Annotated in this window: 26 protein-coding genes and 1 tRNA gene; 22 read left to right on the forward strand and 5 right to left on the reverse strand. The window is 61.0% G+C overall.

The window, feature by feature from the left end; translation table 11 throughout:
- Positions 1–32: 32 nt before the first annotated feature.
- The 11 genes from ACFP9U_RS05260 (at position 33) to ACFP9U_RS05310 (ending at position 5,080) form a co-directional block, all read left to right on the forward strand.
- Positions 33–494: a structural cement protein Gp24 gene (locus tag ACFP9U_RS05260; RefSeq protein ID WP_378619595.1), complete on the forward strand. Its 462-nt coding sequence runs from the start codon at positions 33–35 to the stop codon at positions 492–494.
- A 56-nt stretch (positions 495–550) separates the two neighbouring features.
- Positions 551–1,567, forward strand: coding sequence for a major capsid family protein (locus ACFP9U_RS05265; RefSeq protein ID WP_378619597.1), 1,017 nt, complete (start codon positions 551–553; stop codon positions 1,565–1,567).
- A gap of 65 nt (positions 1,568–1,632) precedes the next feature.
- On the forward strand, positions 1,633–1,950 hold the full coding sequence (locus ACFP9U_RS05270) for a hypothetical protein (RefSeq protein ID WP_378619598.1): 318 nt from the start codon (positions 1,633–1,635) through the stop codon (positions 1,948–1,950).
- 2 nt (positions 1,951–1,952) lie between these two features.
- Positions 1,953–2,426, forward strand: a complete 474-nt coding sequence (locus ACFP9U_RS05275) for a DUF4054 domain-containing protein (protein ID WP_378619600.1) — start codon at positions 1,953–1,955, stop codon at positions 2,424–2,426.
- The gene (locus ACFP9U_RS05280) at positions 2,423–2,728 is read left to right on the forward strand and encodes a hypothetical protein (protein WP_378619601.1); all 306 of its coding nucleotides are present in this window, start codon (positions 2,423–2,425) and stop codon (positions 2,726–2,728) included. Before ACFP9U_RS05275 ends, ACFP9U_RS05280 begins: the two co-directional genes overlap by 4 nt.
- Complete coding sequence (locus ACFP9U_RS05285) at positions 2,706–3,095, forward strand: hypothetical protein (protein ID WP_378619603.1); 390 nt, start codon at positions 2,706–2,708, stop codon at positions 3,093–3,095. The genes ACFP9U_RS05280 and ACFP9U_RS05285 overlap by 23 nt, the downstream gene beginning before the upstream one ends.
- Positions 3,082–3,300, forward strand: a complete 219-nt coding sequence (locus tag ACFP9U_RS05290; RefSeq protein WP_378619604.1) for a hypothetical protein — start codon at positions 3,082–3,084, stop codon at positions 3,298–3,300. Before ACFP9U_RS05285 ends, ACFP9U_RS05290 begins: the two co-directional genes overlap by 14 nt.
- Positions 3,290–3,712, forward strand: a complete 423-nt coding sequence (locus ACFP9U_RS05295; protein WP_378619606.1) for a DUF3168 domain-containing protein — start codon at positions 3,290–3,292, stop codon at positions 3,710–3,712. The genes ACFP9U_RS05290 and ACFP9U_RS05295 overlap by 11 nt, the downstream gene beginning before the upstream one ends.
- 41 nt (positions 3,713–3,753) lie before the next feature.
- Entirely contained in the window at positions 3,754–4,485 is a 732-nt protein-coding gene (locus ACFP9U_RS05300) for a phage tail tube protein (protein WP_378619607.1), read from the forward strand.
- 8 nt (positions 4,486–4,493) lie between these two features.
- Positions 4,494–4,910: a GTA-gp10 family protein gene (locus tag ACFP9U_RS05305; protein ID WP_378619609.1), complete on the forward strand. Its 417-nt coding sequence runs from the start codon at positions 4,494–4,496 to the stop codon at positions 4,908–4,910.
- Between the two features lie 20 nt (positions 4,911–4,930).
- Positions 4,931–5,080, forward strand: coding sequence for a hypothetical protein (locus ACFP9U_RS05310; protein ID WP_378619611.1), 150 nt, complete (start codon positions 4,931–4,933; stop codon positions 5,078–5,080).
- Here the strand turns inward: ACFP9U_RS05310 and ACFP9U_RS05315 are convergent.
- Complete coding sequence (locus tag ACFP9U_RS05315; protein WP_378619612.1) at positions 5,077–5,427, reverse strand: hypothetical protein; 351 nt, start codon at positions 5,425–5,427, stop codon at positions 5,077–5,079. The genes ACFP9U_RS05310 and ACFP9U_RS05315 overlap by 4 nt on opposite strands.
- A gap of 78 nt (positions 5,428–5,505) precedes the next feature.
- On the opposite strand from ACFP9U_RS05315, the gene ACFP9U_RS05320 reads away from it, so the two are divergent.
- The 6 genes from ACFP9U_RS05320 to ACFP9U_RS05345 all read left to right on the forward strand — a co-directional run bounded on the left by ACFP9U_RS05320 (position 5,506) and on the right by ACFP9U_RS05345 (position 13,734).
- The gene (locus ACFP9U_RS05320; RefSeq protein WP_378619614.1) at positions 5,506–7,335 is read left to right on the forward strand and encodes a hypothetical protein; all 1,830 of its coding nucleotides are present in this window, start codon (positions 5,506–5,508) and stop codon (positions 7,333–7,335) included.
- Between the two features lie 10 nt (positions 7,336–7,345).
- Complete coding sequence (locus tag ACFP9U_RS05325) at positions 7,346–8,068, forward strand: hypothetical protein (protein ID WP_378619615.1); 723 nt, start codon at positions 7,346–7,348, stop codon at positions 8,066–8,068.
- A 3-nt stretch (positions 8,069–8,071) separates the two neighbouring features.
- Positions 8,072–8,647, forward strand: a complete 576-nt coding sequence (locus ACFP9U_RS05330) for a transcriptional regulator (protein ID WP_378619617.1) — start codon at positions 8,072–8,074, stop codon at positions 8,645–8,647.
- Positions 8,640–9,041 carry a DUF6950 family protein gene (locus tag ACFP9U_RS05335; RefSeq protein ID WP_378619618.1) on the forward strand — a complete coding sequence of 134 codons (402 nt, stop codon included), beginning with the start codon at positions 8,640–8,642 and terminating at the stop codon, positions 9,039–9,041. Before ACFP9U_RS05330 ends, ACFP9U_RS05335 begins: the two co-directional genes overlap by 8 nt.
- 1 nt (position 9,042) lies before the next feature.
- The gene (locus ACFP9U_RS05340) at positions 9,043–11,226 is read left to right on the forward strand and encodes a phage tail protein (RefSeq protein WP_378619620.1); all 2,184 of its coding nucleotides are present in this window, start codon (positions 9,043–9,045) and stop codon (positions 11,224–11,226) included.
- A gap of 87 nt (positions 11,227–11,313) precedes the next feature.
- Positions 11,314–13,734: a hypothetical protein gene (locus ACFP9U_RS05345; RefSeq protein ID WP_378619621.1), complete on the forward strand. Its 2,421-nt coding sequence runs from the start codon at positions 11,314–11,316 to the stop codon at positions 13,732–13,734.
- Here the strand turns inward: ACFP9U_RS05345 and ACFP9U_RS05350 are convergent.
- Entirely contained in the window at positions 13,731–14,534 is an 804-nt protein-coding gene (locus ACFP9U_RS05350) for a class I SAM-dependent methyltransferase (protein WP_378619623.1), read from the reverse strand. The two genes, ACFP9U_RS05345 and ACFP9U_RS05350, sit on opposite strands and share 4 nt — an antisense overlap.
- 9 nt (positions 14,535–14,543) lie before the next feature.
- A complete protein-coding gene (locus ACFP9U_RS05355) occupies positions 14,544–15,641 on the reverse strand; it encodes a glycosyltransferase family 4 protein (RefSeq protein ID WP_378619625.1) in 1,098 nt (365 codons plus the stop codon).
- A 217-nt stretch (positions 15,642–15,858) separates the two neighbouring features.
- On the opposite strand from ACFP9U_RS05355, the gene ACFP9U_RS05360 reads away from it, so the two are divergent.
- From ACFP9U_RS05360 to ACFP9U_RS05375, 4 genes are all read left to right on the forward strand, one after another.
- Positions 15,859–16,650, forward strand: a complete 792-nt coding sequence (locus tag ACFP9U_RS05360) for a lysozyme (RefSeq protein ID WP_378619626.1) — start codon at positions 15,859–15,861, stop codon at positions 16,648–16,650.
- Between the two features lie 95 nt (positions 16,651–16,745).
- Entirely contained in the window at positions 16,746–16,910 is a 165-nt protein-coding gene (locus ACFP9U_RS05365) for a hypothetical protein (protein ID WP_378619628.1), read from the forward strand.
- A gap of 3 nt (positions 16,911–16,913) precedes the next feature.
- The gene (locus tag ACFP9U_RS05370; RefSeq protein ID WP_378619629.1) at positions 16,914–17,162 is read left to right on the forward strand and encodes a hypothetical protein; all 249 of its coding nucleotides are present in this window, start codon (positions 16,914–16,916) and stop codon (positions 17,160–17,162) included.
- Between the two features lie 308 nt (positions 17,163–17,470).
- Positions 17,471–17,827, forward strand: coding sequence for a hypothetical protein (locus tag ACFP9U_RS05375; RefSeq protein ID WP_378619634.1), 357 nt, complete (start codon positions 17,471–17,473; stop codon positions 17,825–17,827).
- A 69-nt stretch (positions 17,828–17,896) separates the two neighbouring features.
- Here ACFP9U_RS05375 and ACFP9U_RS05380 read toward each other — a convergent pair whose 3' ends face one another.
- Positions 17,897–18,160 (reverse strand): hypothetical protein, encoded by a 264-nt coding sequence (locus ACFP9U_RS05380; RefSeq protein WP_378619631.1) that lies wholly within the window; start codon positions 18,158–18,160, stop codon positions 17,897–17,899.
- A gap of 77 nt (positions 18,161–18,237) precedes the next feature.
- Positions 18,238–18,322: transfer RNA gene (locus ACFP9U_RS05385), tRNA-Leu, on the reverse strand.
- A gap of 176 nt (positions 18,323–18,498) precedes the next feature.
- Here ACFP9U_RS05385 and lipB point away from each other — a divergent pair.
- Positions 18,499–19,239, forward strand: a complete 741-nt coding sequence (lipB, locus tag ACFP9U_RS05390; protein WP_378619632.1) for a lipoyl(octanoyl) transferase LipB — start codon at positions 18,499–18,501, stop codon at positions 19,237–19,239.
- Positions 19,240–19,384: the final 145 nt, after the last annotated feature.

Raw genomic sequence — 19,384 nt, forward strand, 5'->3', positions numbered from 1 at the left:
GCTGAGCCGCCTTTTTCATTGGAGAGAAGCACATGCCTCCGCTTCAGACGACTATCCCGAACGAGATGGCCGCCGGCATGGTCGGCCGCCGTCAGAACATGGAAGAGTGGAACGGCCTCACCGGCTTGGCCGAGGACGTCACCGCGAACCCGATCGGCTTCGCCCAGCCTGTCATGCGCGGCACCGCCGGCGAGCAGGTGAAGAAGTACGACGGGGCCGGCGTCTTCCGCGGCATCACCGAGGCCGACGTGACGCTCGGTGCCGATACCTATCCCGAGGGCTACAACACTCCGGTGATGGAGTCCGGCGTCATCTGGGCGCTTGCGGGCGGTGCCTGCACTGCGGGCGGTCCCGTTTATTGGGCCGCGTCGACGGGCAGGTATTCCGATACCAACACGGACACCCTCATCCCGAACGCCGAGTTCGACAGCGCCGCTGCTGCCGATGGCGATCTGGTGAAGATCCGCCTTCGCCGCATCCCGGCCGCCCCGTAATCCAACCCGATTGAACGCCGCCAGGCAGTCTCAGTCCCCGAGAAGGATTTTTCGCAATGGAACCTTTCAACATCCTCGATGCTGACCCGGCTGCGGTGTTCAGCTTCGCGCGCAAGCAGAGCCATGTGCTCAATGCTCAGATCTACGAGATCGAGTATCCCGAGATGGATTACGCCGCTCTCGTGCCCGTCAACACCAACTATCCCGAATGGGCGTCCGGCGCCGACACGCTGGTCGGCGACATCGTTGGCAAGGCCGAGTGGCAGTCCGGCTATGCCAAGGACATCCCGTTGGCCGACACCAAGCTCGGCATCCAGTCCGTCAACTTCGACATGTATGCGGTCGGCTATCAGTGGAACGTCGAAGAGCTCGGCAAGGCCGCGTTCGTCAACTTCCCGCTGACCGGCCGCCGGGCCGAGGCCGCGCGCCGGGCATCGGAGGAGTTCATCTGGAACAACGTACTGACCGGCTCGACCGTCAAGAGATGGACCGGACTGCTCAACAGTCAGTATGTCACGCCGGTCGCGGTGCAAGCCGACGGCACGGCCGCGCCGAACACGGCATGGGTACTCAACGACGGCACCGGCAACAAGACGCCGGAGCAGATCGTTCGTGATGTCAACTATCTCATCATGGGCCCGCTTTCTGCGCCGAACACGCCGCTGGCGTCCACACTGGCCGACACGGTGCTTCTGCCGCCTCTGGCGTATCGCTACATCGCGAGCACGCCCTATGGCGTCACCAGCCCGAATATGACCATCCTTCGGTATATCCGTGAAAACAACGAGTATACTGCCCGCACCGGCAATCCGCTTATGATCCGCGAGGTCAATGAGCTTGCCACTGCGGCGACGGAAGGTGTTGCGGGCGGCGGTCGCGCCATCGGCTATCAGAACAGAGAGCAGGTCCTCGAGCTGCCCATGCCGATGCCGTTCCGCTTCCTGAGCGTTTATCAGGACGGCCCGCTCAACTACGTGGTGCCCGGCATTTCCCGTGTCGGTCCCGTGGACGTGAAACGTCCGCTTGCCATGCGCTACGGCGATGGCGTGACGCCTGTGCCGCCGGCACCCTGATCATCTGACGAAATCGTGGCCTCGGCTCCGGCCGGGGCCGTTTCAACTTCACCGGAGAGACGGCGATGCACCACATCAAGAACCTGACCAACTCGCCCTATGACATTCGCGTCAAAGGCGGGAAGGTCGCCCGCTTGCCGGCGCGCGGCGAGATCACGGTCGACATCGATCCGATGCATCTGCCGCTCTACCGGACGCTGGGCTATTTCCAGATCACGGAAGGCAAGCCCAAGGCGAAGCGCCAGCGCAAGCCCAAGGCCCCCCCAGATCCCGCGCTCGTCAAGCTGCGCGAGGAATACGCCGACCTTTTCGGCACCAAGCCTTACATGGGCTGGAAGGCCGCCGAGATCCAGAAGCGCATCGACGCGAAGCTGGAGGAATAACCGTGGCCGCTTACGATCCGGTCACGCCTGCCGAGTTCAAGGCGGCCAAGCCTCAGTTCGATGCCGTCGATAATGCGACCGTGCAGCAGTATCTCGACATGGCCGCGCTCTGGGTCGACAAGTCCTGGGTGGCATCGAGCTATCGCCCGGCAATCATCGCGCTCACCTGCCACCTGATGACGCTCGCGGGCCTCGGGAACGATGCCGACAGCAGCGCGCACAAGGACGGCACAGCAGGTTTCCAGACCATCAAATCCGGCACGCTCACGCTGACCAAGTTCGCCAAGGACAGCAACCAATCGGATTATCAGCGCTGGATCACGAGCACAGCCTGCGGCGAGTATTTCTGGATACTTTTCCAGATGAACAAGCGCGGCCCGCGCGTTGCTGTCGTCTCAACGGGCATATGCCCTTCACCGTATGCAAAGGACTGGCCTGGGCCGGTCTATGGCTGGCCGGGAGTATTCTACTCATGACCATTCCGACGCCGGAAAATGCGAACCTCGAAATCCGCATGGATGCCAAGGGCAGGCTGGGCGCCTATTGGAAAGGCGAGCGTCTACCCACCACTGACATTCAGATGAGCAACCCGCGCGGCGAGAGGGCGACCGTTTCCCTTTCATTCCTCGGCCCTTCGGTGAAGCTCAACACCGATACGGAAGAAGCGCCCGTCACGGTCACGGTCAATGTTGGCGCCGCCGACCCCGCCAGCGTCAAGGCGGTAGAAGACATAATCCGCAACATGGATATTCGACGTGTCCGGTCTCCTCGGAACTGACGCCCTTCAGGGCATCTTCGGCTCGGTCCTGTCCTCGATCTATGAGGATGGGCAACTGATCCGCGTCGTCATGCAATGGCAGCCGGGCGGCACGGAAATTCCCGTCGAGCAGCCGCCGGTGGCCTGTAAGGTCCAGGTGGACGTCTGCACCGAGGCGATGCGCCAGCAGGAAGGCTATTCCGACACCGATGTACGCCTGCTTGTGCTGCAATCCACGGTCGCCGGTGCCGATCTGACCTCGGATGACATTATCGTTGCGAAGGACTTCCGCACCGGCGATTGGCAGCGGTGGAAGCTGTACGGCCTGACGCAAGATCCGGCGCGCGCCTATTGGGAAATGCGAGGTATCCGAGATGCCAACTCCTAAAAGCCGCTGGTTTCGCGTCACGGCCGAGCGCTTCGACTGGATCCCGCGCAAAGGGCTGATGAAGTCCTTCAAGCGCGGCCAGGTCGGTTACGAACCCATGGGCTGCGTCACCTATGGCCTGTCCATCGGCGCGATCGAGACCATCGCCAAGCCGAAGAACGCCAAGATCGGCAAGGACGGAAAGATCGAGTGGGATGGCAACTGACATCACGCGGGCGCTGAAATACAGCGTCATCTTGCACCTTGCCGCTGATGGCGCTCTGACGGCTGTCGTGCCCGCTGAGCGCATCCGCGCACTCCAGGTGCCGTCACAGATACGCTGGCCGTTCATTCGCTACGGCAGCCCGATCACGACCGGCTTTGAGGCGACGTGCTGGAGTGGGGCAAGCAACCGTGTCACGCTCCATGCCTTCGCGGAAACGTCCAATGCGGGGGCAGGGGAGGACATCGCGCTCGACATCTGCGCGCTGATCGTCGATCGCATGAAGATCTTCGCGCCGGCTGACCTGCGCCTCATCGAAAACGAGTGGCTGTCCACCGACATCGTGCGCGATGGCGACGAGGCCGACCGCTGGCACGCATTCTCGCAGTTCACGATCACGGCCGTCCCGGCCTGATCCCTATCCCTGCATCAAAGCCCTGAGAAGGAGCCATCCCCATGGCGAACGAAGACTATTCCATCCGATTTGGAAGCCAGCAGCTTCTTATCGAGAACCCGCCGGACAGTGGCATATTCGGCGCGCCGTGCGGCATCACCACGCTTGGCAAATCGATGACGGCCAACACGTCGGACGTCGATCTGCCGCCCTGTGACGATCCCGACGCGGTGACCTGGCTGGGCATCGATCCGGTTTCCAAGCGCCTCACCCTGACTTTCAGCGGCACGCTGGCCCAGGAGACCTTGCCGATCTGGGACGCCTGGTCGATGTCCGAGGGGATCGACGACGCCTTCCGCCTCGTCCGCTGGTATCGCAATATCGGCGCTCCGAACCAAGGCTATTGGGAAGGCAAGGCCCTCCTGACCGAATATGCCGAGAACTCGGAGAACCGCGGCCGCTGGACCGTCTCCGGCACGATCGTCTTCGACGGGCGCCCCGAATGGCATTCCATTCCGCCGGCACCGGGCGTCACCACGCCGGTCTCCATCCCGACCACGGCGCCGGAAGTCGGATCGGCCTTCGCTGCAACGCCCGGCACCTATACCGGCACGCCCGATCTCACCTATCAGTGGTTCGCGGATGATATCGCGATCGACGGCGCGACGACGGTCAGCTATTCGCCCATCGCAGGTGATATGGGCAAGGTATTGCATGTGGTCGAGACGGCGACGAACGTCTCCGGCAGCATCAACACCAAGTCGGCCGATTCCCTTCCCGTCGTGACGCCGTGAGGTGATCCGTGGGCAATCCGAAAGCGGAAATTACCCTTGAGTGGGCGGACGGGGAATACCTGTTCGCCCTCAAAGGTGCGCAGATCGAGGAATTGGAAGCGGTCTGCGGCAAGGTCGGGTTCGGCGCCATCTACCAGCGCGTGATGAACGGCTCCTGGTTTTGGTCCGATCTCTATCACGTGATCAGGCTAGGGCTCATTGGTGGTGGCCTGGGCGCCGTCGAGGCCAAACGCTTGACCGAAACCTATATCCAGCAGCCATTGGGCTCCGGGCCGAATTGCCCCTTCAGTGTCGCGAGTTCGGTTCTGGGCGCCGTCATGTTCGGCTTTGAGGATATCCCGCCAAAAAAGCCGAAGGCCGGGGAGAACCCGGCGAAAGAAGAGAGTTCGGAGACTTCCGGGCCGGGTTACTCCAGTACGGAGTAGATCCCCGCGCGATCGATACCATGAGCCTTTATGAGATTACCACCATGCTCGAGGCTCTGGAAAAGCGGAACGAAAAGCACAAGCCCAAGGAAGTTTCCGACGAGGAATGGGAGCAGGCTGCGGAAATGCTCCAGTCGGTGACGGCGAATGATCCGAACGTGAAGATTTAATCGAGAGGATTGCCGAGGCGCCGTTCGACTTCGGCTTGCATTTCGAGACATTCCTTGAATGCTTTCGCATCGACCTCGAAGGAAAAATGCCTGTTCACGCAGCGATTGAAAACGAGGGCAAAGGGCTTTCTCTGCCGAATAGCTACTTCGAGTTCAATCAGAATATCATCGGCTTCAGGATCGATCCCGAAACGCGATATCCACTCGCGCGCAATACGTCGTGCGCGGATCTCTTCTATTTCGCGATCAATGGCCCTGATCTCTTGATTGATGCGTGAACTCTTGTCGTCGACGCGCCCTGATTCTTGGGCACCAGCGCTCATCGTGAAACTGATCGTCAGAACCACCGCAATCCATAGTCGCAACGCCGCCTCCCTTTCCCGTAGGGCGCGGACGCTAGCGCATGCGTCCTAGAGGATCAATGCATGGTCGTCACCACAGCGGACAAGGTTGTCGTCGAGCTCGAGGCGAAGAATGCCGAGTATGATCGGCGTATGCAGCGCTCGGCCCAGATAACGGAGCGGGGATTCGGTCGCATAAGGCAAAACGCCCAGCGAATGCAGACTTCCGTCGTCAACAGCTTCCGTAACAGTGCGGCATCGATCGCGCTTGTCCATGGCCCTCTGGGCGGTGTGGCCTCAAGGTTCTCGGCCGCCGCCACACTGATGGACCGTGGCGGCGTGGCGGCCGGTGCGCTTGCCGTCGGCCTGGGCGGCGTTGCGTTGGCTGCGCGCAAGGCGATGACGGAAATCAGCAAGGCCTCGGAATTGGCGAAGGCTGCGGACCGTGTCGGCCTGACGACAACGGCATTTCAGGAATTGCAATTCGGGATGGAGCTTGCCGGGGTCAGCGCCACAGAGTTTGAAAGCAACATGGAGCGCTTCACCCGGCGCATGGGCGATGCCGCGACAAAGGGTGGTCGGCTGGCCGACATCATGGAGGCGAACGGTATAGCCATCCGCAGTGCGGACGGCCGCATACGTTCTTCGGAAGCCCTCCTTCGTGAATATGCCGAGCTGATCAAGAATGCTGCGACAGAACAGGAGGCCATGACACTCGCGACAGAAGCATTCGGGAGAAGCGGTGGCAAGATGGTTCTCGCGTTGCGAAACGGCGCGGCCGGTCTTGATGATATGGCAGATGCCGCAGCCAACGCGGGCGGCGTGATCGATGAAGAACTTTTGCGCCGGGCCGAGGAATTGGACGACGAATTCGCGGCCCTGTGGCGCACCTTCGAGATCAATGCCAAATCAGCGATCCTCGCCGCCTCCGCTTACCTGAGAGACATGGGTAGTGAAATCGGAGCTATCACGGATGCCCTCAATGACCTGATCAGCAATCCGTCATTGCGGAACGCATCACGGGCACTCTTCGGTGAAGGTGCAACGAACTTCGCCCTGGGAATGGACGCCGATGCACGTATTCGTCAGGCGCATGGAGGGGGAGATCCGCAACGAGATGCACGACTGGAGCGGCAGCTTCGGGAAAGATACGGTGTCGATCAGCAGACAACCGTCGTTCCGATCAAAGATGACGAGAAACGGGCTGGATCGCGAAATCGAGCGGCGGCCGCGGCGATCCGTGAGGCGGAGGCTGTTAGAGATCTTATTGCCGATCTGGAATTTGAACGTTCACTGATCGGACTTACCGATGTTGAACGCGAAAAGGCGAACAATCTCCGCAGAGCCGGCGCGGCAGCGACCGATGAGCAGCGAGAAAAGATCGCAGCGCTCACAGAAGCCATTCATAATGAGAACGCCGCCATACAGGCTCAGGAGGAGGCTTATGAGCAGCTTCAGCAGATCGGCGTTGATGCCCTAGAAAGCATCGTGAGCGCGTTTGAGGACGGCAAGCTTGAGGCCGAGGAACTGATCGGCATCCTCATTCGTGTCGCGCAGCAGTTGCTCCAGTTGAAGAGCCTGAGCGGTGGTGGCGGTGGTCTTCTCGGGCAGATCCTCGGTGCGATTGTCCCTGGCTTTGCCAACGGCACGAGCTCGGCGCCCGGCGGCCTTGCAATAGTCGGCGAGCGCGGCCCGGAGCTCGTCAACCTTCCGCGCGGCTCGCAGGTCGTTCCGAACCATCGAATGCCTATGGGCGGGACATCCGTCACCATCAACGCGCCAATCAACGCGCCTGGTGCCGACGCAGCGCAGCTTGCCCGTGTCGAGCAGAGCGTGAAGGAATTGGCGCGCAACGTGCCGAAGATGGTCGACAAGCGCACCGACACCCGAAACACCCGCAACACCCGGCCGTAGGCGAGCAGACATGGCAAGATTGCTGCACTGGCCTATGGGCCTGCCCGAGAACTTTCGCGAGCCTTTGAGCGGGCCGCGATCGATCGGCTCGGGATCCAATACCTCGATCGGCAATTTCACGCAGACCGTCGGCTCTCCCTTCGGTGCATGGCGGTGGCGGTTTCAGTTCGCGAACATGCGGGGCCAGATCGCCCGGCGCTATCGCGGCTGGATCACAGCCTTGCATGGCGGTGCGAACGCGACCCGTGTTCCGTTTTGCGATTGGGACGGGCTGGATTTCGAGCAGATGGGCGTCATCACGACGCGCCAGGCATGGCGCCTCGGGCAACCGTGGTCGAATGGCGAACCATGGTCGAACGGAAAAAATTGGGCCTCAAGCCCTCCACAGGTTCCCGTGGCACGGCCGTCCCCGCTCAACGGGACGGAAATCTGGCTGGCCGAAGCCTTCTGGGGGCATCGCCTCGGGATGGGCGACCTGATCGGCTTCTTTCCGTTCCATCTGGGCCTCTACGAGATCACGCAGGTCTTCGATCCCGGTCATTATCGAGTGTGGCCGCCGCTACGGAAAGCGCTGACCACGGATGATGAGGCAACCCTCCGGCCCACCTTGGCCATGCGCCTTGAGAACGAGGATGCTGCCACGGCGCCGCGGGACGCTCACTTCATCTCGAATGCAGGCGTCGTTCTGGTCGAGGTCTTTGACTACTACGTTCGCGACTATTTCACGGATTGACCGATGGCGCTGTTCCCTGAAGCTGACCGGCAATATCTGTCCGGTCCCCATGTCGCGCGTCTGTGGTTCGCGGAGCTCGATCTGCCCTCCGGCTTGCGCCGTCTCCACAACGGGGTGGGGCGCATCACGGTCGGCGGTCACGAGTGGACCGGCATCACCAATCCGGGCGGCCTACATCTCGTCCAACTCGAGGAGGTCGAGGAACCGCGCTTCGGTCAGGCGCCATCGGTCGGCCTCACGCTCGGCGGCATCACCAAGGACGCATGGAAAGAGATCAAGACCATGGCGCGCGAGATCGAGGGCGCCCGGTGCGATCTCTTCTGGGCCGCGTTCAACCCTGAGTATGCCGAGGTCGAGATCAGCCTGAAGAAGATGTTTCCGGGCAAGCTGAGTTCCCCGGCGCTGCATCGGCAGGGCATAGGCGTCCGGTTCGCCACCTTCACCGTCGAAAGCCTCTGGCAGAGCCAAAACTATCCTTTCGGGGGCAGGTGGAACGCCTCGGATCAGGAGCGCCGCTATCCCGGCGACAAGGGCGGCCAGTTCATTGGTGTCAAGGTGGTGGAGATCTTCAATGGCTGACGAGACCCTTGCAAATCTCATGGCCTTTCTTGAGCGCTACCACGGAACAGAAGTGACCTGGGGCACCGATGACTGCAGTGCCTTGTGTGCCGCTTGGGCGCGGGAGTGCGGCTATGATGTCCATATCCCCGCCTATTCCAGCCAGGAGGAGGCGCACAGGCTGACATCGCAAGCCGGTGGCCTCGTTCCTCTCTGGGATCGGATATGCACGTCAGCGGGCGTTCCTGAGCGTGTGGGCGCCCCGCAGGTTGGCGATGTCGGCATCATCCCGACAGATCGCTTCGGCCCGGTGGGCGTCATCTTCGCTTCCGAGGGCCTGTGCTGCTGGCGATTGAGCAAGAGTGCCTTCTGGCTTTCCCCGCGTCGTTACGAAAAAGTCTGGGCGATCACCTGACATGAAATGGATCAAATTTGCCTTGGCCGGCACGGTGTCGTTGCTGGCGATGACGGCGCACGCCCATGCGGATTTCATCTTCACGCCGATCGCTTTCGCGCTCTTTGCGAGCCCGCTGGGCGCGGTGATCCCGTTCGCCGGCCTCTATACGGGTCTTCAGATCGCAGCCTATGCCGCGGTGCTTGGCGCGCAGCTCGCGCTTTCGCAGCGTCAGCAGCCAAAGATCGACCCCGGCGAACTGAAGAACACGTTTCAGGAGGCGGAAACACCGGAATATAACGGCATTGGCCGTGTGCGCGTCGGTGGCCTGAAGGCCTTCGGCAACACCAAGGGAATATTCATCTCTCGGCTGATCTGGCACCTGAAGGGGCCGCTCGATGGCATCGAGGAGTATTTCGTCGGCGGCCGCCCGGTGGTTGTGGATCCGGGCGGGGATGTCTCCTCGCCGCCCTGGGCGCGCAAAGGCGAGACCTACCTCAACATAAAATCGAAGGTTGGCACCGGCAACGAGACGGCATGGCCGCAACTCATCGCTGATTTTCCGACCCTCTGGACGACGGATCACCGATGCCGCGGGGTGTTCCAATCGCTCGCACGCTATCGTGTTCCGACGCTCGACAGCGAGAGCAGCAACAAGCTTTTCCAACAGCTCTATCAGGGCGGGGCGCCTGATGTGACTGTCACGGCGCGCATGACGCCGGTTTACGATCCGCGCGACCCTTCTCAAGACCCTGACAACGAGAACACATGGAAATGGACGGACAACGGCATTCTGTGCGCCGCCCATATCATGCGGCGCTATCCCGATCTCGACTCGGCTGACTTCGATTGGGCCTTTCTCGCGCAGGAAGCGGACAGGGCCGATCAGATCGTGGCGACCCTGACGGGTACAGAGCCGCGGTCGCGCTGCTGGGGCATCTGGCCGTCGGAAAGCCGCCGCGGCGATACCATGCAGCAGGTGCTCGATAGCATCGGCGCCGAGGTCGTGCTGAGCGAGGAAGGACTGATCCGCCTTCGCCTGATCGACGATGCTCCCACCTCCGAGATCGCGATCACCGAGCGGGATATCATTGAACTCGACTGGAAGGCCGGCCCGGATGCGGTCGAGCGCCCGAACATCTGTCGGATCAAGTATTATTCGCCCGAGCGCGGCTTCGACATGGGCGAGATCAACATGTCGGGCATCGGGTGGGCGCGGATCGATGAAGAGGTCGTCCGCTATGGCGAGAAGATCTTCGACGTCGAATTGCCGTTCTGTCCCTCAGCCGCGCAAGCCCAGCGCGTCGCGCGCCGTCTGTTTCTCCAGGCGAGGGCCGATGCCGGCGCGATCAGGACGAACATGGTGGGTATGGCGACATGGGGCCTGTCATACGCGACCATCAGCGATGTCGACGCCGACGAGGAGATGATCTGCCGCATTGCCGCGCCGCGGTGCAACGATCAGGAGGGCCGGGTCGACATCCCGTACATCGTCTGGCCGCAAGATCTGATCGATATGCCGTGGAACCCGGCGACGATGGAAGCGCCAGCGCCACTCCTTGCCCCCGATCTTCAGTACGAGAGCAACCTGCCGAAGCCTCCACCGCCGATGGCCGGTGCCGTGGTGCAATATTCGGGCGGAGGGTTCGAGACGCGGATATCCATTGCATCGAGCGTCAGCGGTCCCGATGCGAACTATCGCACCTATACGGGCGGTCTGCCGGACCTCTGGGCGAACATGGCGACTTACGACGCTGACGTCGGGAGCGGCAAATATGCATGGGCTACGGCGGATACTCGAGGAGTCCGGGTGGACTTTCGCGTGCGCGCCTCCAACAGCGATGGCGATGTCTCCTATCCCTCCGACCTTCTGACCATCGACCCAATGGCGATCGACAACTCTGAACCGCCTGCCCCCCACGCCCATACCACTGAAGTCAGCGACGGCGGAGGCTCGAAGACCGTAACTTGGCATCTTCGATCCGACACGCTGCGCGTCGTGACCATCGTTCTGGAGCGCTTTGACGACCCTCCGCTGGGCACTCCGCATTGGGAGATCATGGAGACGTTCGACAACGTTCGCCCCGGTCTCGAATACACGATTGATCGTTTCATGAGCGATACGGCCGATCCGATCCAGTGGCGCGCCTCGGCCAGAACCTCGAATGGAACACCAGGACCGTACGCAACCGGCACCGTCACCTGACCGGATAGCCAACCCGACAACCTGACATTCCCGCCCGGAGCCGCGCGCTCCGCCGGCGAAGCCTTTCCGAAAATCTGGAGCATTTGCATGACCGTCTTCACAAAGCCGGCAGTCGACGTCTTTGCGCCTACCGATGCCGCGGGCGTCCCCCGCAGCGTCGTAAATGGCGAAACCCAAGTATGGGGGACTGAGGTCGAACGGGCTATCCAGGCGGCCATCTCGGCCGGCGCGCTGGTCTATGGCACGAAAGCCGAGCTTGACGCCGATCTTGACCACGATGATGGCACGGGCGCATGGGTCGTTGCAGACCCCGATCCGGCGAACAATGGCATCTATAGGAAGGTCGGGGCGTCCGGCACCGGCTCTTGGCAATGGCTCTCCGGCATCCCGACCGGGCCAAAAGGCTGGTCGCCGCTGCTGCGCATCATCACCGACGGTGCCCGGCGCGTTCTCGAGGTCTACGACTGGACCGGCGGCGAGGGCGTGAAGCCGACCGCGACCGGCTATATCGGCGCTTCCGGTCTGACGCCGAACATCGCGGATGCGATCGATATCCGCGGCCCGGAAGGCCCCAGCGGCCCCGGCACCGGCGACATGCTGCGCGCCAATAACCTTTCCGACGTCGACAGCGTCACCGAATCCCAGCGCAACATCGCTTATGCGGCCGCATTCGCTACGGAGATCGTGGCGGACGGAGCAATCGATGCTGTTGCCTCTCTAGTGGCACTTGAAGCCGAGGCCGAAGAGGTCATCCGCCTCAAGAACGCCACCTACTATATCGGCACGGACTATACGCCATCGAAGACGCTGCGGTTCTCCTCGGGCACGAAGTTCCTGATCGCGGACGGCGTAACGGTCGATTTCAGCCAGAACGAGCCGGAGATCCATGCGCCGAAGAAGCAGCGGTTTGATTTTGACGGCACGGGCACGGGTGCTGTCGTCGGGCTGGATGTGGCTCATCTCGGCTGGTTCGCTGGCGAGAAAATGAATACCTCCAACAGCGCCATTCCAGAAGCGCAGAAATGGGCCGACAGTGTTGTTGATCGAGGCATTCTGAAGTTCACGCTGGGCTACCTACCGACGGACGGCTCTGCATACATCGTGTGCTCGAAAGGGCAGAACGTTATTGGGAAGGGCCGAAAGACTTCGAAGCTGCGATTCCTCGGCACAGACACGAGAGGCTTCCAGTTCACCACTGTTGATCGGCCGACCTTGAAGAACGTCGGCGCCGAGCGAGTCAATGACCTAATTGCGCCTACAGCCGGTAAGTTCATCGATATCGAAGCTGGCATTCATGGATGGGAGATTGAAAGCATCTACACCTCCGGGTGTTACGATGGCGTAAGCTCGCTTGCAGGCAACGGCAAAATGCGGTCGCTCGATCTGCTAGACACGAGAAACGCTGCAATCCACTTCGAAAGCAGCGCCGACAACTATGTCTCGCAGGGCATCATTGCTGCCACTTCCTCGTGGATGACACTTACGGGCGTGTCGGGCACGTTTCAGAACGGGGAGACAATCACGTGGTCCGGCGGAACTGCCACGGTATTCACCGATGGTACGAACTACAAGGCCATCTTCACTGAGGCCACTCCCGCAAACGGAACCGTCATCACAGGCTCGACATCCGGCGCCAGCGGAACGGTTGATTCCGTAATCCATTCTCATGCCGGCGGTGGCATTCGGCTTCTTGAGCAATGCGAAGCGCATCTCTTCACCGACGTTGATGTAGTTGGCGGCCAGGATGCGCTTCTGACCGATGCAACAGTTTACTCCGTCGGAGCGCGGCCCCTTACCTGCGTCTTTGTCAACTGCCTCTTCGACAGTGCCAAAAATGTGGGGGCCAACATCAATAAATCTGTCGGTACGAAATTCATCGGCTGTTGGTTCTCAAACAGGCCAGCCGATCAGGACGTCTACATAGCGCAAAGCGACAGCACCATTTTCGAGGCGTGTCAGTGGACCAATTCCTGGAATCGCGCGATGCTGTGCGAAGGTACCGCGAAAAATACGCAGATCCTTGGCGGATTTGTCTCGGATTACAACCGCTCGAACACTGCAGGCCAACAGGCCTTTCTCTTCGCCGCAAATTCAACTGGCATCATGCGGGGCACTCGTGTGGGCCTCAATCATGGATATGGCGGCAACCCGCAAATCGGTGTTCAGATTGAGTCTGGCGCCGATTGGGAACTCGACGGCGTCGACGTGTCCAACTGCCCCACCCCGATAGTAGACAACAGCGGTGGAAGCGCGAAAATAAAAGACTGCCCGGGCTATACCACCAGAAATTCGGGCAGCGGAACGATGGAGGCTGACGGAACAGTCGTCATCGCTCACGGGCTTGCGGCGGCACCTACGAAGGTTGTGGTGACGCCAACATCCGATACCGGGCCTGTTCGTCATTGGGTGACGTCGAAGGGGGCCACCTCCTTTGCTGTCACCGTGGACACAACATCCGGGCTCAATCTGTTCACCTTCGATTGGGAAGCGTGGATGGACGCAGCCTAATTCTTCCGGAAGAAAAGCATGAAAGATGTCCACTGGTGGCTACCGTCATTGAGCACCACATGACGGCGCCGCCGGTGGACGCTTTCAGTCCCGATGCAAATCTGATCGATCAGGTAGTCGAAAGGCGGAAGATCCCAGGACATACCGTCGACAAGCTCCAGATCGGGCGTTGCTCCAATCAGGTATTCCTCGATCTCGCCCTTCGTGAAGAACTCGGGGTGAGACAGTTCGGGCAAGAGCAGGTACTCGGTCGCAATGCAGACGATGCCGCCCTTGCGCGTCACGCGCGCCATTTCGCGGACGGCCTGGCGGGATGCCTCATGCCCTCCGAAGTGCTCTATGGATGAGAGAGACCAGCACAGATCAAAGGAGCCATCCTCATAGGGCAGATTGGTTCCGTCCGCGTTTTCGAAACGGATGCGATCCTTGCTGAATGGACGCGGGCAGTATTTTGCGGCGTCCTCGACAATGTCGGCGGGGGCTTCGGCTCCGTTGTTGGTGCTCCAGGTATCATTGCCGTAGAGGTCCGTCGCAACGACCTCACGGATTTGATCTGCCAACCAGAAGATCACAGGCTCACGGCCTGCGCCGACGCCGAGGGCTCGCGCGCTTGGCTTGATTGCTCTCAGCATGGATAGACCGTAGATGCAGTGCGTCCACTCCCAGCCTTTGCGGTAGACCTCGCCTTCGGTGTGCTTGAAGACGTGCTTGTCTATCGAGAATTTCTCAAGTGCACTGTGAAACTCCAACCATTCCGGATCTTCATAGCGCGCGACGTTGATCACTTCTGAAAGCGGCATGTAATCCCTCTATCCAATAGCGATGTTCGAGGCCACCACCTGTGGAAAGCCCCTGACAAAGGACAAAAACTTCTTTCTGATCACTTCGTTCGCGAAATGCTGCTCGTATCGGGCGCCGCCACGGGCTCCTAGATCGGCTCTTAAAGCGTCGTCCTTCGTGAGCATGAGCAACGCATTGGTGAAATCCTTGCGGCGGCTCTCCAGGAGGGCTGCATCGCCGCAGGTTTCGGTGAGAGCGCTCCCTTTTGTCGCGATGATCGGAAGGCCGAACGCCATGGCCTCTATCGCCGGCACGCAGAAGCCTTCGTGTTCACTGCACGTCATGTAAGCGGAGCATTGCGAATAGAGGCCGGCCAACATCTCCGTGGAGGCGCCATTGTGGTAGACGGTGCTGATAGGTCCGCGCCTCTTATGGATGCGAACAAGCTTATTTCGGTAGCCGAGAAGGCGCGGATCGGTCGTTCCAACGATATGAAGCGTCATGGATCGATCGCTCTTTTTCTCCCCGTCGGCAAAGCTCTCGAGCAGAGTTTCAAGATTCTTGTTCGGAGCGATGCGCCCAACCGACAGGACATGGAAGATGCCGTCGTCTTGGGGCGGTTTCTTATGTGCGAGGAGACTGTCCGTTTGGTGGAACGGAGGCACAACGGAAACTCTGTCCTCTGGCATGCCACGCCTGAGTAGGGCCTGCTTGTTAAAATCCGAATCCGCCATGGCCAAGGCGCCGGGGATGTTGGCAAACTTTCCGAGCATTTCGAGCGCTTCAGCGGTAGCGCTCTTGTACTCGTCGCAGTAACCGTTGAAGAAATGGCTCGGCGTCACGTTGTGATACTTGAGGACAACGGTTGCTTTCGTTTTCGTCAGAACTTCAAGGGCGTCTCTATCACCGGTGCAATAGTGGTAAATGGCGATGTCTTTTGGCGAGAGGGATAAAACATCATCGTAGGATTGTACATTTAGATCGTACGACCGCATCGGCGCGGGGACATTGATGGATGCTTCGACAGAGGTTTCGCTAAGCGCTGAGTACATTCCCAAGACGTCGTTGCTCACGGCATCCCCGAGCAGATTCAATCCGGGCGCCATTATGGCGATGCGCTGAGACATGGCCTCTCCCAAGCATTGCAGACGTAAGGTCCACATCGCATTACGCGCCTGAAACATCAATACCGGAGAAGCGGCAGCGGGAGGAAATGGGGTTTCGGGATAACCCCATGACCAAGTTGCCCACCCGCTGCCACCTGAGATTGTAGCGCCGGAGAAGCCTATGAAAAGGGCTCTCGGGGCATTTCGCTGACCTGACCCTCCACTGAAAGGAAAGACGATGCGCGTCGATTTTGACGTGGCCATGGAAGTGGCCGCGCATGAGGCGCTTGTGCGCCAAGCCTACAGGGATAGCGCCCGGGTTCTAACTTGGTGCATCGGCATGACGAACGCGACCGGACACCGGGTCGAGCGCTATATCGGCAAGCCCCAGTCGCTCCAGCACTGCATGGATATCTATGTCTGGGCGCTGACGAACTATGCCGAGCAGGTGCGGGAGGTTTTCAAGGATCACCCGCTCACGCAGGCGCAGTTCGCCGCGGCCGTTTCCTTTCACTGGAACACGGGCGCGATCAGGCGGGCGTCGTGGGTGCGGCATTTCAAGGCCGGCGACATGGCCAAGGCGCGCAAGACCTTCATGGACTGGCGCAAGCCCCCCGAGATCATGGAACGGCGCAGGAAGGAGCGCGACCTGTTCTTCGACGGCATCTGGTCGAACAACGGGACCATGCTCGAATACACCCGCGTTCATGGCAATCTCTCGCCGGACTGGTCGAGTGGGCGCGTGATCAATGTCGAGCAGGAGCTCCGCGCCGCCTTCCTCAAGACCGAGCCGCCGACGCTCGATCAGCTCCCGCAGCCAGACGCCAAGCCCAAGGCGCCGACGCTTTCTCCCGAGAAACCGGCAGGGAAGCCCATCAGCGCGCGCGAGCCCGATGCGCCCGGAAAGCCGACAAGCCCGTCAGCGGGCAAAGGAGGCGGCATTCTGGCGGCAATCATAGCCATCCTGGCGGCGGCCGGTGCGCTGATCGCCAATCTTCCGTGCGACCTGCTCGAGATCTGGTGCGGATGACCATTCAATACGCCGTTCTCCTGGTCGCGGGCATCGTCTTCGCCTGCGGCTTCTCGTTCGGCTTCTCCCTCGCAACGTTCATAGGAGGCTGACCCATGCGAAAGTATCGCAAAGCCATTGCGGCCGTCATCGGCGTGAGCGCGCTCGCCGTTCTGCGCCAGATGGAGGTCGACGTATTCGGCCTTGATCATGTGGTGCTCGAGCTCGTCGTCTCGGCGCTCACTGCCTGGGGCGTCTACCAAGTTCCGAATGCGGGCTGATCGATGCTCGGCCTCGCTTTCGGCACGTGGGTCCGCATCGGCATTGCTGCGGCCCTGATTGGCGCGCTCGTCTGGTCGCATAGGACCGCCTATCACGCTGGCATCAACTCCGAGCGGCGCGCGGCTCTTGAGCGCTCGATCGATCTTCTCCGCGAAAGGAACGCAACCGATGAGACGATCCGCAACATGGATGACGCTGCCCTGTGTCGCGCTCTTGGCGGCCGGGTGTCAGACGACGACACCTGCGAATGAGTGTGACGGCTGGCGCAAGCTAACGCCGTCGGCCGAAACGCGCTCCTTCATCATCATGAACGACCGCACTTTCGCGGAGGATGTCGCCGCGCACAATGCTTTCGGCGCCTCTCGCGGCTGCTGGGAATAAAGCAAGCGGCTCGACGCTGAGGCGGCAACCTCGCGCCGAGCCTGACCACGACGATTTCGGGAAATCGCCGAGGCTGGGATGAAACTACCCGCCGATGGTTTCCGAAGCCTTTCCAACCGCAAAAGCATTGAACACTGGGGATGAAATGGCGGGACAGAACAAGGAAAACGAGATGCCGATGAAAGCGCCGACATGGCGGTTCGAATGGAATCCGAACACCCTCGTAATCATCATCGGTTTTTTCGTGATGATTGCCGGATGGGGCGCCACCTGGGAGCGCATGAACGCGGGGCAGGTCGCCAACGCCGAAGATATCGACAGGCTCGATAAGCGGCTGTCCATCGTCGAAAGCAACGTCCGCATTCTCGACAACCACGAGCTTCGGATCAGCAATATGGAGAAGAGGGCTAACGACGCGGCCGATGCGATGCGGGCTGTCGAGAACACCCTTAACGGTCTGGCGGCCGACATGAAGGTCACGAGAGAGATCCTCCAGCGGATCGAGGCCGCGCAGAATGGCCGACGATCGCCTTAGAATATTTCTGCGAATAATTTGCGCCTGCTTTTGTCGCCCCGCTGGCCTCACGGTCGGCGGGGCCTTTTTTTATTGCCCGGCCTTCACCAGATCGGGATAGACGATCCCGCAAAGATCGAAGACCCTCGACGGATCGATCTTCGTCTTCGTGCAGCCCTTGCGCCGGGCCACCTCCAACCGGAAATCCAGCAATTCCCGATCGCCGCCGGCGCGGATCAGTTCATCCCGGTCATATTGCGCCTCGATGCCGCATTTGGGACAATGCAGGTAGACCTTGCGGAAGGGATATTCAGAGAGGCGGGGATGGTGCATGGCGGAACAACTGTGGGCCATTCAATGCCCGCACCTCCTGTTTCCGGTGCGGGGAAAAGCGCGAAAAGCACAATGGTTTCAAGAGCCTGGAAATTAGATGGTGCGGTCGAGAAGACTCGAACTTCCACGGGTTGCCCCACAGCGACCTCAACGCTGCGCGTCTACCAATTCCGCCACGACCGCACGCAACGAAAGGCCGGTTCGCACCGGCCACGGGGCATGTAGCAAATCGCCCCCCGGGAGACAAGCCTGAGGAGGGTGAAATCGCAGCAAAAATCGCCGTTGCGGAGAATGCTGTTAAACCCTTTCTGGACCTTGAAGGCGGATCGGAGTCATAACCGCCGCATGGAGACCGACACATGAACGAAGCGCCCGCGCCCTCGCTTTTTCATCCACACCAGGAAGCGCGACCGGTGGAATGGCGAATAGAGCCGGGACTGACGGCTTACGAAGACGCGCTGGCCTTCATGGAAGCCCGTGCCGACGCCATTCGCGCCGGCACGGCAGGCGAGATGGTCTGGCTGGTCGAGCATCCTCCCCTTTACACGGCGGGCACGAGCGCGGCGCCGCAGGACCTGCTCGATACCGGGCGTTTTCCCGTCCATCAGGCCGGGCGCGGCGGCGAATACACCTATCACGGTCCGGGACAGCGCGTGGCCTATGTCATGCTCGATCTCAAGCGGCGGCGGGAGGATGTGCGCGCCTTCGTCTCGGCGCTCGAGGACTGGGTCATCGCCACCCTTGCCCGCTTCAACGTGAGAGGCGAACGGCGGCAGGGCCGCGTCGGCGTGTGGGTCGTGCGGCCCGACAAGCCGCCGATGCCCGATGGCACGCCCATGGAGGACAAGATCGCCGCCATCGGCATCCGTCTGCGCCGCTGGGTGAGCTTTCACGGCATCGCCGTCAACGTCGAGCCGGAGCTTTCGCACTTTGGCGGCATCGTGCCGTGCGGCATTTCAGGCTTCGGCGTCACCAGCCTGGTCGATCTCGGCCTGCCGGTGACGATGGGCGATTTCGACGTCGCGCTGAAGGCCGCGTTCGAGGAGATCTTCGGCCCGGCCGAAGCCGTGCTTGAGGGGGCGTTGGCAAGGAGCGGATGACATGGATCAAAGAAAGCACGTTCTCGGCGCGCTCGCGCTGACCCTTGGCTTCGCGCTTGCGGTGCCGGCGGCGGCGCAGCAGACGACCGATGCACAGGCGCCGGAAATCGCCAGCGGCAGCAGCGCGCGGGCGACTGTTCGGGCC

Source organism: Nitratireductor sp. GCM10026969 (genome assembly GCF_042660605.1).
Classification (GTDB): domain Bacteria; phylum Pseudomonadota; class Alphaproteobacteria; order Rhizobiales; family Rhizobiaceae; genus Chelativorans.

Bases quoted from the DNA above. Each gene is read 5' to 3' on its own strand.
- ACFP9U_RS05300 (WP_378619607.1), top strand. From the start codon at position 3,754: ATGGCGAACGAAGACTATTCCATCCGATTTGGAAGCCAGCAGCTTCTT.
- ACFP9U_RS05370 (WP_378619629.1), top strand. From the start codon at position 16,914: ATGCTCGGCCTCGCTTTCGGCACGTGGGTCCGCATCGGCATTGCTGCG.
- ACFP9U_RS05260 (WP_378619595.1), top strand. From the start codon at position 33: ATGCCTCCGCTTCAGACGACTATCCCGAACGAGATGGCCGCCGGCATG.
- ACFP9U_RS05325 (WP_378619615.1), top strand. From the start codon at position 7,346: ATGGCAAGATTGCTGCACTGGCCTATGGGCCTGCCCGAGAACTTTCGC.
- ACFP9U_RS05290 (WP_378619604.1), top strand. From the start codon at position 3,082: ATGCCAACTCCTAAAAGCCGCTGGTTTCGCGTCACGGCCGAGCGCTTC.
- lipB (WP_378619632.1), top strand. From the start codon at position 18,499: ATGAACGAAGCGCCCGCGCCCTCGCTTTTTCATCCACACCAGGAAGCG.
- ACFP9U_RS05330 (WP_378619617.1), top strand. From the start codon at position 8,072: ATGGCGCTGTTCCCTGAAGCTGACCGGCAATATCTGTCCGGTCCCCAT.
- ACFP9U_RS05310 (WP_378619611.1), top strand. From the start codon at position 4,931: ATGAGCCTTTATGAGATTACCACCATGCTCGAGGCTCTGGAAAAGCGG.
- ACFP9U_RS05375 (WP_378619634.1), top strand. From the start codon at position 17,471: ATGAAAGCGCCGACATGGCGGTTCGAATGGAATCCGAACACCCTCGTA.
- ACFP9U_RS05365 (WP_378619628.1), top strand. From the start codon at position 16,746: ATGCGAAAGTATCGCAAAGCCATTGCGGCCGTCATCGGCGTGAGCGCG.
- ACFP9U_RS05270 (WP_378619598.1), top strand. From the start codon at position 1,633: ATGCACCACATCAAGAACCTGACCAACTCGCCCTATGACATTCGCGTC.
- ACFP9U_RS05345 (WP_378619621.1), top strand. From the start codon at position 11,314: ATGACCGTCTTCACAAAGCCGGCAGTCGACGTCTTTGCGCCTACCGAT.
- ACFP9U_RS05380 (WP_378619631.1), bottom strand. From the start codon at position 18,160: ATGGCCCACAGTTGTTCCGCCATGCACCATCCCCGCCTCTCTGAATAT.
- ACFP9U_RS05350 (WP_378619623.1), bottom strand. From the start codon at position 14,534: ATGCCGCTTTCAGAAGTGATCAACGTCGCGCGCTATGAAGATCCGGAA.
- ACFP9U_RS05265 (WP_378619597.1), top strand. From the start codon at position 551: ATGGAACCTTTCAACATCCTCGATGCTGACCCGGCTGCGGTGTTCAGC.
- ACFP9U_RS05340 (WP_378619620.1), top strand. From the start codon at position 9,043: ATGAAATGGATCAAATTTGCCTTGGCCGGCACGGTGTCGTTGCTGGCG.
- ACFP9U_RS05320 (WP_378619614.1), top strand. From the start codon at position 5,506: ATGGTCGTCACCACAGCGGACAAGGTTGTCGTCGAGCTCGAGGCGAAG.
- ACFP9U_RS05355 (WP_378619625.1), bottom strand. From the start codon at position 15,641: ATGTCTCAGCGCATCGCCATAATGGCGCCCGGATTGAATCTGCTCGGG.
- ACFP9U_RS05360 (WP_378619626.1), top strand. From the start codon at position 15,859: ATGCGCGTCGATTTTGACGTGGCCATGGAAGTGGCCGCGCATGAGGCG.
- ACFP9U_RS05280 (WP_378619601.1), top strand. From the start codon at position 2,423: ATGACCATTCCGACGCCGGAAAATGCGAACCTCGAAATCCGCATGGAT.
- ACFP9U_RS05335 (WP_378619618.1), top strand. From the start codon at position 8,640: ATGGCTGACGAGACCCTTGCAAATCTCATGGCCTTTCTTGAGCGCTAC.
- ACFP9U_RS05295 (WP_378619606.1), top strand. From the start codon at position 3,290: ATGGCAACTGACATCACGCGGGCGCTGAAATACAGCGTCATCTTGCAC.